The 13,107-nt window shown below is 41.7% G+C and carries 11 protein-coding genes and 3 pseudogenes; 4 read left to right on the top strand and 10 right to left on the bottom strand.

Going from position 1 to position 13,107, the window contains the following annotated elements; all coding sequences use genetic code 11:
* Both Xinn_RS18150 and Xinn_RS18145 read left to right on the top strand, forming a co-directional pair.
* Positions 1-121 (top strand): annotated as a pseudogene (locus Xinn_RS18150) (IS30 family transposase); the annotation flags it as partial.
* A gap of 56 nt (positions 122-177) precedes the next feature.
* Complete coding sequence (locus Xinn_RS18145) at positions 178-921, top strand: metallophosphoesterase family protein (protein WP_099137725.1); 744 nt, start codon at positions 178-180, stop codon at positions 919-921.
* Positions 922-981: 60 nt separating this feature from the next.
* Here Xinn_RS18145 and tnaA read toward each other — a convergent pair whose 3' ends face one another.
* The 9 genes and pseudogenes from tnaA to Xinn_RS18100 form a co-directional block, all read right to left on the bottom strand.
* Entirely contained in the window at positions 982-2,388 is a 1,407-nt protein-coding gene (gene tnaA, locus Xinn_RS18140) for a tryptophanase (RefSeq protein ID WP_086952976.1), read from the bottom strand.
* A 522-nt stretch (positions 2,389-2,910) separates the two neighbouring features.
* Complete coding sequence (locus Xinn_RS18135; protein WP_086952975.1) at positions 2,911-3,765, bottom strand: tagatose bisphosphate family class II aldolase; 855 nt, start codon at positions 3,763-3,765, stop codon at positions 2,911-2,913.
* Positions 3,766-3,774: 9 nt separating this feature from the next.
* Positions 3,775-4,215, bottom strand: coding sequence for a PTS galactosamine/N-acetylgalactosamine transporter subunit IIA (gene agaF / locus Xinn_RS18130; RefSeq protein WP_086952974.1), 441 nt, complete (start codon positions 4,213-4,215; stop codon positions 3,775-3,777).
* 9 nt (positions 4,216-4,224) lie between these two features.
* Entirely contained in the window at positions 4,225-5,121 is an 897-nt protein-coding gene (locus Xinn_RS18125) for a PTS system mannose/fructose/sorbose family transporter subunit IID (protein WP_086952973.1), read from the bottom strand.
* Entirely contained in the window at positions 5,111-5,902 is a 792-nt protein-coding gene (gene agaW / locus Xinn_RS18120; RefSeq protein WP_086952972.1) for a PTS N-acetylgalactosamine transporter subunit IIC, read from the bottom strand. The genes Xinn_RS18125 and agaW overlap by 11 nt, the downstream gene beginning before the upstream one ends.
* Positions 5,892-6,395: a PTS N-acetylgalactosamine transporter subunit IIB gene (gene agaV, locus Xinn_RS18115; protein WP_086952971.1), complete on the bottom strand. Its 504-nt coding sequence runs from the start codon at positions 6,393-6,395 to the stop codon at positions 5,892-5,894. Before agaV ends, agaW begins: the two co-directional genes overlap by 11 nt.
* A gap of 14 nt (positions 6,396-6,409) precedes the next feature.
* On the bottom strand, positions 6,410-7,621 hold the full coding sequence (locus tag Xinn_RS18110; RefSeq protein WP_086952970.1) for an AgaS family sugar isomerase: 1,212 nt from the start codon (positions 7,619-7,621) through the stop codon (positions 6,410-6,412).
* Positions 7,622-7,758: 137 nt separating this feature from the next.
* A pseudogene (locus Xinn_RS18105) lies at positions 7,759-7,914 on the bottom strand (class II D-tagatose-bisphosphate aldolase non-catalytic subunit); the annotation flags it as partial.
* Between the two features lie 550 nt (positions 7,915-8,464).
* The gene (locus tag Xinn_RS18100) at positions 8,465-9,298 is read right to left on the bottom strand and encodes an alpha/beta fold hydrolase (protein WP_086952969.1); all 834 of its coding nucleotides are present in this window, start codon (positions 9,296-9,298) and stop codon (positions 8,465-8,467) included.
* A gap of 614 nt (positions 9,299-9,912) precedes the next feature.
* On the opposite strand from Xinn_RS18100, the gene Xinn_RS18095 reads away from it, so the two are divergent.
* Together Xinn_RS18095 and Xinn_RS18090 are read left to right on the top strand one after the other, a co-directional pair.
* Entirely contained in the window at positions 9,913-10,968 is a 1,056-nt protein-coding gene (locus Xinn_RS18095; RefSeq protein ID WP_086952968.1) for a TAXI family TRAP transporter solute-binding subunit, read from the top strand.
* Between the two features lie 42 nt (positions 10,969-11,010).
* Entirely contained in the window at positions 11,011-12,972 is a 1,962-nt protein-coding gene (locus Xinn_RS18090; RefSeq protein WP_099137724.1) for a TRAP transporter permease, read from the top strand.
* 14 nt (positions 12,973-12,986) lie between these two features.
* On the opposite strand, the pseudogene Xinn_RS18085 reads toward Xinn_RS18090, so the two are convergent.
* Positions 12,987-13,107: pseudogene (locus Xinn_RS18085) on the bottom strand (IS30 family transposase); the annotation flags it as partial.

Here is a 13,107-nt window from a genome sequence, read left to right as displayed (position 1 = left end):
CTCAGAGTTGGAGATAAATCTCGTGGCAAATCGATTAAATAAACGTCCTCGAAAAACGCGAGGTTATCAAACACCGAATGAGTTATTTAAAGGCATACCGACTCGTTTACTTCGTTCATAACGGTGTTGCACTTATTATGTGAATGCAAGTCCATTTACTTTTGGTAGCAATAAAAAATGAAAGTCATTCAACTAACAGATATCCATCTTACTCAAAAAATGGAACATCAATTATTTGATACAAACCCTTATAATAATTTTGATACCGCCTGTAAGGAAATATATCGTATCAAGTCCGTAACTGAAATAGACTTAATCGTTGTTTCCGGCGATATAGCCAATGATGGTGATATAGATGCTTACCGGTATTTTTTCAAAAAAATGGAGTCACTCCACATTCCTTATATTACAATAGCGGGCAATCATGATCTTAAAAATAATATCGATACAGTCATTGCTGAAATAAAACCAGAATATAACATCAATTCTTGTGAGTATTATGATAAAGATTGGTATATTACTTATGTTGATACCGTTGTTAATGGTGAGGATTATGGTTTTATTACAAAATATAACCTTACAAAATTAGAAAAAAGAATCATTTTAAATAATAATTTTAATACCGCGATATTTATGCATCACCATGCCTTACCGGTTGGTACACCACTTGTAGATAGCTGTATGCTGGAAAATGCCGATGATTTATTAACATTATGCAAAAAATATAAGGTGAAATTTATCGGTTGTGGGCATGCTCACACCTCGCGTATCTGGCACCAGAATGACATGACAATCAGTGTTGCACCTGCGGTTTCATTTCAGTGGTTCTCTGGCACAGATACTGTTAAAACAACAACAGGTTTTGGATTTAAAATTATTGATTTTTCAGAAGATATATCAGTAACGTCGTGTATTTATTAGTATCCTGAATTTCTGATTCTCAAGTTGCAGTATAAGCAACTTGAGATTGTATCGGCGAATTTAACTCTCAGAAACCGGCTTTAACTTAGCCATAAAATGGCGTAACACTGGCGGTTCATACGTAAAAGTTAACCCCCGAATATCAGCAGCCCGCTGCTTTAATTCAATAAAGGCTTCAACAACATAATCCATATGATCATTAGTATAAACACGACGAGGAATAGCCAGCCTCATCAACTCCATCGGTGATTCTTTTTGTTTGCCGGTATCCTGGTCACGCCCTAGCAATAGAGAACCAATTTCCACACTTCTGATACCCGCTTCCACATAGAGCGCATTATTCAGTGCCTGAGCCGGGAATTGATCGCTGGGAATATGCGGTAAAAACAGTTTTGCATCAACAAAAACAGCATGCCCGCCGACCGGATATTGGATAGGCACTCCCGCCTTTCTAAGCTGCTCTCCTAAATAAGTCACCTGATTAATGCGATAAGACAAAAAGTTCTCATCCATACCCTCTTCAAGACCAATTGCCAATGCTTCCATATCACGCCCGGCAAGGCCGCCATAAGTCACAAAGCCTTCATACGGAATACAATAGACTTTTACCTCATTAAAGAGATCTTCATCACTACGAACAGAGCAAAGGCCACCGATGTTTACCATTGGATCTTTTTTTGCTGACATCGTCAGCATATCGCCATATTGATACATCTCTCTGACGATCTCTTTGATTGATTTATCTTCGTAGCCTTTTTCCCGCTGTTTAATAAACCAGGCATTTTCACAAAAACGTGCTGAATCAATAACAACCGGAATATCATACTGTTTTGCTATTTCATACACTGCTTTCATATTGGCCAGAGAAACCGGCTGCCCTCCGGTGCTATTACAAGTCACCGTGACTATGATAGCAACCACATTATTTTCACCATGTTCTTTGATTGTTTGGCGGAGTAAATCGAGATCAAAATTCCCTTTCCAGTCGTAATAACCTCCGGTATCAAAAGCTTTCTCTGTAACAACATTGATAGCCTTAGCATGATTTAATTCCACATGAGCCATTGTGGTGTCAAAATGAAAATTTGAGATAAATACAGGTTTTTCAGCGCCGCCTTTGGATTTTTTCTTTTCAATCAGAACCGGAAATAAAATTTGCTCAGCGCCACGCCCCTGATGAGTAGGAATGGTATATTCGTATCCAATTAATTCTTTAACTTTATCGACCAGATGGTAATAATTACGAGATCCTGCATACGCTTCATCTCCCATCATCATACCCGCCCATTGCTGATTACTCATGGAGCCGGTTCCAGAATCAGTCAATAAATCAATATATACCATATCAGAAGGCAGCAGAAATGGATTATACCCCGCAGCTTCCAGTGCAGCCTCACGTTCAGTACGTGTTGTCATGCGGATATTTTCTACCATTTTAATGCGAAAGGGCTCAGGAATACGTTTCATCTTAATATCTCTAATTAAAAAAATAACAATCAGTTATATAACATTGTTAATAAACGTTAATATTTCTTATCGGAAAGATATGCTCTTTTATTTATGAATAAACGTAAAAATCACTCCTATTGAGGATGACATTAGTAACAATAAGGGAAGAAATGAAATACACAACGGGCAATATTTCACTGTAGACTCAAGGTGAGTTTATATAGTATCAGACAGAGTTTCATACATTAACCTTATATCTCATTAATTACTTTTCACGCACTTATATAACAATGTGACACTATTGTCCATGTTAATTCATAAAGTAAAGACACATATTATTAATATGTGCGTGAAAAGCATCAATTAAAATATAATAAACGCATAATGTATTAATAAATTAGAATGGTTTTAAATTTCATTTAATTAACAGCCAAATAATATCATTCGTTGTAATAACAAGATGTAAAAAATTAAATAAGTAAAGATACCGTTATTCAAAATGGAATACAGGCGCTATTTTATATAAGCTTTCATGGCAACCTACACCCGCCCTGCACTGCCGCAAATATTGATTTTATTTTCTACCACTTTCTGCATTGCAATTTTGCCCGGTGTAATATATTTCCTCGGATCATTCGCGTCAGGGTATTCTGCGAAATAGGCTTTTACCGCGTCAGCAAAAGCGATTTTTAAATCTGTCGCGACATTGACTTTACAAATACCCAATGAAATGGATTTATGTATCATCTCTTCCGGTATGCCTGATGCTCCATGTAATACCAGCGGAATCTCCACATGACGGTGAATCTCTGCCAGACGTGAGAAGTCCAGATGAGGTTCTCCGTGATAAAGCCCATGCGCAGAGCCGATGGCCACTGCCAGTGAGTCTATTCCGGTTCGTTCAATAAATTCTTTTGCGGCCAGTGGATCGGTATAGAAGCTGTCTTTACTGTCAACAATCAAATCATCTTCCTGCCCTCCCAATCTACCCAGCTCGGCTTCTACACTGGCATCAAACCGCTGACACAAACGAACAACCTCAGCCACCGTGGAGATATTTTTCTCAAAAGGAAAATGCGAGCCATCTATCATCACCGAACGTATTCCTGTTTCGACTTTGTGACGGATATCCTTGATATCTTCATGGTGATCAAGATGCAGTGCCAGCGGCAGTTTATTGACAATAGCGGCTTCTTTGCAGATAGAAACCATGTATTCAAGACCTGCGTAGGTGAATGTTCCCGGAGTTCCGGCCAGAATGACCGGAGACTCCATTTTTGCCGCTGTTTCAACCACTACCTGCACGGTTTCCAGATTATGTACATTGAATGCCGGAACAGCATAGCCTTCGCGCTGGGCTTTTTTTAACATTTTACTGTTAGAGATTAAAAACATACTGACTCCTCAGATACCATCAATATCAGGTGGTGGCTGTTTTTTTGATTGCTGTTGTTGCTGATGCCACAGGCTGGTCAGTCCGCGATGCCCGCATTCCAGCGCCATATCACGAAATTCAACCACATTCATCTCATCACGCATCATCATCATTTCAACCGCCAGTTGCATATTAGTACCGGTAATAACCTGCCACTGTGGATCTGTTAAAGCCAGTTGCGCCGCCTGACGAAAAGGAGAACCGCCTAACAGGTCTGTCAGAAAAACGCCTCCTTCTCCCGACTCACTTGCTTCTCTGGCTATATATAATTCCTGATATAACTGTTCTGTCGTCATCCCATCGGGAAAATCAATGGCAACGCATGACGGTTGTTTACCAATAATCTGCTCTACCGCCTGTAGCAGACCACTGGCAAACATCCCGTGCCCTGTGATTACTATACCCAGCATTTTTTCTCCTTATAAAAATCCGATCAATTTACCAACAACACCAAATACGGCTGTGATACCAATGAGCTTCACCGGTGAAAAACCGCGTTTCATCAGCCAGTAAACCAATACAGTAAAGGCGAGTGGTAACAGATTAGGCATCAGTTTATCGAGGACATCTGTCTGCAATGCGACTTTTACCGCACCGGCTTTCATCACAAGAGGTGTCGAAAGGTGAACATAAGAAGCTACAAGCGCACCAATAACGGTCATACCAACAATAGAGGCGGCATGAGAAATGTTTTTTGTATGAACTTTCAACATGGTTATCGCTTTGGTGCCTGTGTGATAACCGTAATGCGCCAGACCAAAACGCAGAGCAAAATGCACAACATTAAACATCAGAAGGAACAGAATCGGCCCCAGAATACTGCCCTGTAAAGCTAACGATGCTCCGATACCCGCACAGATTGGTAATAAGGTTAACCAGAATAGCGCATCACCTATTCCGCCCAGTGGCCCCATCAGGGCGACTTTTACCGCACGGATAGTAGAAATTCTCTCTTTACTGCGCTCCATCGCCAGCACCAGACCAGACAGAAAGGTCACATCAAACGGATGAACGTTGAGAAACTCCATATGCATTTTCATGGAGCCAGTCAGATCGTCGGGGTTTTTGTGGATCTTACGCAACGCAGGCAGCAGTGTGTAGAGCCAGCCTCCGGCCTGCATACGCTCATAGTTGAAAGAAGCCTGTAATAACAGGGAACGCCATGCCATCACATTGATTTCATGTTTTGTTAAATCTTCTCCCGGGGTGGTGTCAATATAATCATCACGATCTGTTGCGCTGCCATTCCGGGCGATTTCTTTTCCCCGTTTTCTGCTTTTTTCAGCCACGACATTATCCGGTTTATTAAATACCATCTTGCATCTCCTCCGCAGAATTTGATTGTGATGATGTACCTTGTGTATTCCCATTATCATCACGAATACGATTGAAGAAATCGATTAAGGCGATTGCGAGTGCCCCCAGCGCGATAGCAATGATAGGCAGTTGCAGGAAAGTGACCGAAATAAAACCAAGAATAAAATAAGCCACATAGGTCTTTTTCATCATGACTTTCATTAATAGTGCAAAACCGATAGCAGGCATCATGCCCCCCGCAACGGCAAGCCCATCAAGCAGCCATTTCGGGGCCTGCTGTACAACAGCTCTGGCTGTGTCTGCACCAAAATAGATAGGTAAGAAAGCAACAATAAAGTAGAAGCAGAACAGAATAATGAGACCGAAATAGTTAACCCGTTCGATTCCGCGCCAGTTAAGCTTTTTCACCATCTGATCGCACTTGTGCATCATCGGCGAGTAAGCAGTAAACAGCAGTGTGATACATCCCTGCACAGCGATAGAAAAAGGCACTGCAATACCGACGGCAATCTTAGGGTCTGCCTGTGTAAGAATGGCAAAAGTCGTTCCGATAATTCCGCCAATAACGACATTGGGAGGTTGAGCTCCCGCCAGCGGAACCATTCCCATCCAGACAAGTTCTAATGTGCCGCCGACCAGCAATCCGGTCTGGATATCCCCTAAAATCAGTCCGACCAATGGCCCGATGACAACCGGACGGTGGATATGTGTCAATCCGTTGAATAAGTCAATACCTGCAATCCCTGCCAGTATTGAGATCAAAAGTGCGTCAATAAACATACTCACTCCTGTCATTCAGAAGATTAGTGATATCTTCACCCGATTCATCCGGCACACGACGGATTTCACAGGGAATACCTCTTTTTTTCAGCTCGATAAAAGCCTCAATATCATCTTTATCAACAGCAACTGTTTTATGGATTTGTCTTTTTCCTTCTGAAAAATGCATATTGCCGATATTCACAAAGTTAATTGGTACATTACCCTTTACGAGTTCCAGCACATCATGCGGGGTTTTACAGACGATAAAAATTTTTTGTCGTTCCGCCGCCTTATAAATAACATCAATCGTTTTTTGCAGCGTGAAATAGCGGGTCTGGACACCATCAGACATCACCATGTCCATAAGAGACTGCTGAACAAGGTCATTGGCTGCTTCGTCATTCGCAACAACAACAAGATTGGCACCCAGTGAATTTGTCCAGGTAACACCCACCTGCCCATGAATCAGACGATTATCAATACGGGTTAATAGAATGTTTGGGGTAGACATTCGCACTCCTTTAACTACTCTGATTTGATATAGGGATAAATCTGAACGCCTTTTACCACTCGGTTAACTTCACCTGTCGGGCATGGGTTGTCAGGGGAGAGTCCAAGAGTCAGTGAGGTTTCAAAACCCAATATCTGAAAAAAAAGTAAATACGGAAAAATAAGCCAGCTATCTGATAAATCAGCAGGTATTTCCAGAGATTCGGGATAAGGTAAGCTACTTAGCACGATGATTTGTTTTGCCAGACCATCACGCCTGAGCTCATTAAGTAAATCGATATCATATTGACGGCAATGAGGATCAGCGGAGAGCATAACAACCACTAATGTATCATGGTCAATCATGAACTTAGGCCCGTGCCGGACGCCCATGCAGGAATCATAACGTGTTGCTATCCGGCCAGCGGTTAATTCCAGCATCTTCAACGCACCTTCTTCAGCAATACCTGCAAAACCGGCTGTTCCCAGTGCAATCATGCGCTTGAATCCCTGCCCGATAGTTTGCCGGAGCAGCGGTTGCCACTCAGATGCCTGTGTTTCACACAGGGCAGCTACTTTTTCCAACGCCTCTTTTTGCTTTGTAATATCGCAATTTATATCACCGAGGAGTAACAGCGTTGCCATCGCCATACAACTGAAACTGGAGGTCATGGCAAAACTGCGATCATTAGCACCTTCCGGCATGATAAGCGAACAAACATGCGGACTGTGTTCAGTATAACGAGCCAGTTCGCCTGCCGGATTACAGGTAAGGATAAGATGGTGGCACTCATCTAAGAGAGAATCAGCCAATTTAATGACAGCAATACTTTCAGGACTATTACCAGAGCGGGCATACGAAACCAGTAACGTGGGTTTATGTATATCCAGATATTTTCTGGGGGCGGGAACGATATCTGTTGAAGCAACAGCCTGAATATCAGGCCGATATTTCTTACTGTCATCCGGCTTCTCGTCAGAGAATTTTGCACCCGATAACCAGATTTCACGCAAACAAGGAGTAACAGCCTTACCCACAAAGGCCGAAGAGCCTGCGCCACACAGGATAATCTGTAAATCCGGCTTGATAAGCAACTGTTGGAGAAAAGGTTGCCAATATGGCTGACTCTGTTGTAATTCCTGATACAGAGTACGCCACAATCCGGGCTGATTCTGGATCTCTTCCGCTGTATTGTGCGCCTGATGTTCAGTCAGCCACTGGGATGAGTAAGGAAAAAAAACCGTCATCATTCAGCCCCTTCTGCTTCATAAGCCTCAGCGTAATCGCTCAATACCTGCCGGATTTTATCCATAACCCACTCATTGGGATCATCCTGAGAAAGACAACCGGCATTGATCGCTTTGGCCTGTTCCGGCAAATACTGCTGATTGGATGTGGCTTCAATCAATACATGTGTTTCCCGCTCTTTGGCGAACCGAAGTGCACTTTCCAATACCCAGGGATGGGCTGAACAGACAGAATAAACTCCGACTGACTCACCCGATTTATGGCGATGGATAAGCTGTAATAGCGATTGCATAATGTTTCATGTCTCCAATACCTTAAAAATATTAAGTTTTAGTGTCATTCTTAATCCCTGTTACTGCGTTATCTACTGCACTATATTCTGGAAACTATTGGGGCTTTAGTAATAAGAAGAATGAAAAAAATGATAAGCAAAAATGACGGGAAAATTTATTAAGCATTGGTGCTAATAACACAAAAACATTACAGCAAAGGAAATCAACTGAAACTGTGATCCCGATTAAAAGTTTATTTTTTCGCAAAGATGTGAAAAAGATCTTATTTTTAGATATAAAGACGAAATTTAATTTCTTTAAATAATATGTCACCAAACATTTATAATTCAGATATTCAATAAGCTAGAAAATTTGAATGATATACAGCGATGTACTCTGTCGATAATAAGTAAGAAAAATTACAGTATTACCCCAGTGATGAAAATCACAAAACGGTAAAAGCTTTATTTACCTAATCGATTTGAGGCCAGGCATTTGCTTGAATATTTCCGGATTAATAATGCAGGCAATTCCCAGCCGCTAATTAAGGAATAAGAACTGGTCATCAGATTAAAAATCACAAAGAAAATCAGCCAGTATTGGATTGAATTGGGCCGGAGCTTCCCAAAATGGAGCATGATCCACACCCGCTAAGCTAATAACCTGATCCCGCCAAAGATGCTGGTAATTCAGGCTTCCGATATATTGCGCATTGATAAATGGATCTCCGCTCCCATTGACAATAGCCAACGGTATTTTACTGGTTTCAGCTAATAATCTTTGATCTGTTGCCTGCGGAGAAGTAAAGGCTTCAAACATATACTGACGTGATAAACCATCCGTTCTTGCTACCGCATCAAAAATAAACTGCTCATGAGGAGCATTAATACCGACTGTCTCGTAAGCAAAAATTTTTACATCTTCTTCAGTGAAGTCAGCCTTAGCGGCAAGCCCCATATGATCATTCAGGCAGAAACCCTGTGCAACACTGTCTTTACCGGCTGACACAGGTGGTGTACCACAAATCATCAACCCAATCATTTTGGGAAACAGAGCCAGCATTTCCAGCCCGATATGCCCGCCTAATGACCAGCCAAAAACAACAACCCTGTTTATCCCGATCTTTTCCAATACTTCAATAACAGTCTGGGCATAGGCGGGCATCGAATATGCTTTACGTGGTTCACTGGCATTGGAGGATAAACCATGTCCCGGTAAATCAAGGGCCAAAACCCGATAATCATTTTTGAAGTACTCAATCTGGTGAAAAAATACGTCTTTACTGCTTGAATTCCCATGTATAAACAAAACAGGCAACCCGTTACCGCCGGAATCCAATACTGAAATACGCGCATAACGGGTTGATACATTATAATAGTGAATATCATTGTGTGTGGTAGCCATGATTTATCTCCTGATGAAGTAATAGAAGAATCTTCTTTATATATAGGGAGAAATTATTTTCGATAGGCTCTTATCAAATAAGAGTGACTCTACGGTATTTTCTCGCTCACTTCAATGAACAGTATTCACATACACTTATTCTTCTTCAACAACGTTTAAATAAATAATGTAAAAATGGTCGTATCATTATGAATAACTTACCCTACTCTCTCTTAAGTCACCTTTTTGTTATTTAATACAATGAATTTATTTTTTTATTTAAGAAAAAACATCTTCCATTTGTTATCAACAAATTGGCATCACAATCATCTGAATAAAACTATAGACATATCATTATTATTCACTAAATTATTTAAATTGATTCCTTTTTACCTTTTCTTCTATTGAGAATAGATATTGATTAATCTGTTTAGTAACTGCGTGATCCTGTTCAAACTTCACAATAAAAACCCGAGAAAACATTAATTTTATGATTGTGGCAGTTATATTTATATTTTACCTTCTTTATAACTCATAAAATTATCTCATAGCACATACTGTCACTTACAAAAAGAAAAACAGGTATTTTTATGCTTATGTTACATAAATGAACACAACATCCGGTAAACCCTATTATGTCAGTCACAAAAATATTAACGCCCAAAAGAACAAAAATCCTGCTGGTGATCATCGCTGCCATCGCCCTAATTTTCATGGCTATTATCGGAAAAATGAAAAATGCCGATAAACAGTTTCTTTCCGTTGCCACCGCATCCACAGGCGGAACCTTTTATCCGATAGGTGTCGGGCTTGCCAATATATGGAGTAACCATCTTCAGAAAGAAAACATTCAGGTCACAGGCCAATCCTCAGCCGGTTCAATTGAAAACATTGACCTGCTGCAAAAAAATGAGGCACAGCTTGCTATTTTTCAAAGCCTGATTGCTGTTGAAGCCTATCAGGGTGTCCGTAATTTTGAAAACCGGCCTTATCAGGATCTGCGTTCCATTTCGGTACTCTGGCCTAATGTTGAGCACTTTGTGATGATGGAAGATAAGCTCAAAGACGGAACGTTAAACGACATCGCCAACACGCGTTTTTCCGTTGGCCCGCAGGCCAGCGGAACGGAACAATCCACGTTGATTATTTTACAGGGAGTCAAACTCAGCAAGAAAGATATCCGGCCGGAATATCTCGGCTACAGTGATACTGTTTCCGCAATGCGTGATGGTCGTCTTGATGGTGGTGCGGTGCCTGCGGGAGTTCCCGCCTCAGCGGTGACGGATATGTATGCCAGCGGTGTGCCTGCCCGACTCCTGAATGTGACAGAGCAGCAATTAAAACAAATCAATGCCATTGCAAACTCTTGGTTTCCCTTTGTGATTGAACCGGAAACGTACCCTCACCAAAGCGAAGTTGTTCACACTATTGCTCAACCTAATATTCTGATGACCACCCGTGAAATTGATGATAAGACCATCTATGAATTGACGAAATCGATGTTTGAGAATCTGAAAGAAGTCCATCAAATCCACAGCGCGGCCAAATATATCTCGCCCGAAAATGCACTTAAAGGTGTTGCTGTTCCGCTGCATATTGGCGCATATAAATATTATCGTGAAATCGGGCTGCCTATTCCTGATGAACTTGTCCCTCCGGAAATCCATTCAGCAACAGTTCAATCTGAGTAGTTATATAAGCCAGTGATAAGTATTTTTAATAAAGGAATCATTATGAATATTGCGCCATTAACACCATCTTCTGTTGAGCTGGATAAGGAATCCGGTTCCGGTACCCGCCATTTAATCAGCCCTTATTGGCAGATAACTACCTTTCTGGCTATCGCCATTTCTCTCTATGCTGTCTATGCTAATGCGCTATCCAATACACAGGAATTTTACCGTAATGTGATATTTCTGGGCGGTATTCTGGTATTAGGTTTTATTCTGTTTCCTGTCTCCAGACAGCAGGCGACCGTAAAATTTAATTTTTGGGATTACCTTATCATTCTGCTCACTCTGATAAGTTACGGGTATTTCTATTTTACTTATATTGATTTGCATGTTGCCCGCAACAGTATTCCCAATACCACAGATTATGTGATGGCTATAGTGGGTACAGCCCTATTACTTGAAGCGGCGAGGCGAACAACGGGCTATTTCATTCCGGGGTTATCTGTTTTCGCTATTATTTACGCATTGTTCGGGCAATATTTTATCGGTATCTTCGGGCACGCCGGATTTTCTATTGAACGCCTGTTATTCCGTCTGTTTATGACCGGTGAAGGGGTTTTCGGTATTACACTGTCAACAGCATCAACAGCGATTATTGTCTTTATCCTGTTTGGCTCATTTTTGAGTGTCAGTGGTGCTACAGCACTGTTCAATGATCTGGCTCTGGCAATCGCCGGACGCCGCCGGGGAGGGCCAGCACAGGTTGCGGTTATCTCTTCGGCTCTGACAGGTTCACTCAGCGGGAGTGCTGTTGCTAATGTTGCGACAACCGGGACTTTTACTATTCCCCTGATGAAAAGCATCGGTCTGTCACCCCGCTTTGCCGGAGCCGTCGAAGCAGCAGCTTCAACCGGCGGGATGATTATGCCTCCTATTATGGGAGCTGCAGCGTTTATTATGGCGGGTTTTCTCGGCATCTCTTACACCACTATTGTTCTTGCCGCCATTATTCCCGCATTGCTTTACTATGCATCCCTGATTATTGCCATTGATTTGGAAGCAAAAAAACAAGGTCTTAAAGGTATCAGTAAAGAAAACATTCCACAGGTAAAAGCTGTACTGAAAGCCCGTGGATTATTGCTACTGCCCCTTTTTATCGTAATCGGAACGTTATTAGCAGGAAAGACCCCCATTTATGCCGGTTTTCTCGGCATCATTGCAATTATTATTGCAAGCTGGATCTCACCCGATACTTCTGTCCGTATGACGCCTAAAAAAATTGCCAATGCCCTGAATGAAGCGGCTCGTGGAGCTATTCAGGTTACTATTGCCTGTGCTGCTATTGGTATTATTATCTGCGTTGTGACTATGACCGGTATCGGTTCTACACTTGCTTTCAATATTGTTTCCCTGACTGATAATACGCTGTGGATGATCCTGCTGGTTGTTATGGTGGTCTGTATCGTGCTCAGTATGGGGCTGCCATCTACTGCGTTATATATCGTTGTTGCTGTAACCGTATCACCGATTTTAATCAAAGCAGGCGTTCAGCCCTTAGCGGCTCATTTTTTTGTTTTCTGGTTCGGGGCATTATCCAATATTACGCCTCCGGTTGCTCTTGCCAGCTATACGGCTGCCAGCATCGCCCGCTCTGACCCGATGCAGACATCATGGAGCGCAGTCCGGCTGGCTTTACCCGGTTTTATTATTCCTTTTATTCTGGTGTATAACCCTGCGTTATTGATGCAGGGCAGCGAGTTAAGTGTGCTTTCCATTATTTATATGATAATAACTGCCTTAATCGGCATTTATGCCCTCTCTATTGCAACTGCCAATTTCTGGATGATAAAAACACACTGGCTGGAAAGAATTTTCTTCACTACCGCTGCACTCCTTTTAATCAAGCCGGGGGTATTCACCGATTTAGCAGGTATGATGCTGATTGTATTATCCGGTGTTATTCACATCCTTCGTTATAAGCAATACCGGACAGCAGCAATAAGAAAACTTGCATTCACATAATAAGTGCAACACCGTTATGAACGAAGTAAACGAGTCGGTATGCCTTTAAATAACTCATTCGGTGTTTGATAACCTCGCGTTTTTCGAGGACGTTTATTTAATCGATTTGCCACGAGATTTATCTCCAACTCTGAG

Origin of the sequence: Xenorhabdus innexi, from assembly GCF_002632485.1 — a bacterium.
GTDB lineage: Bacteria > Pseudomonadota > Gammaproteobacteria > Enterobacterales > Enterobacteriaceae > Xenorhabdus > Xenorhabdus innexi.
Note: the sequence above shows the minus strand (reverse complement) of the source record. Positions and strands in the feature narration are given on the sequence as shown.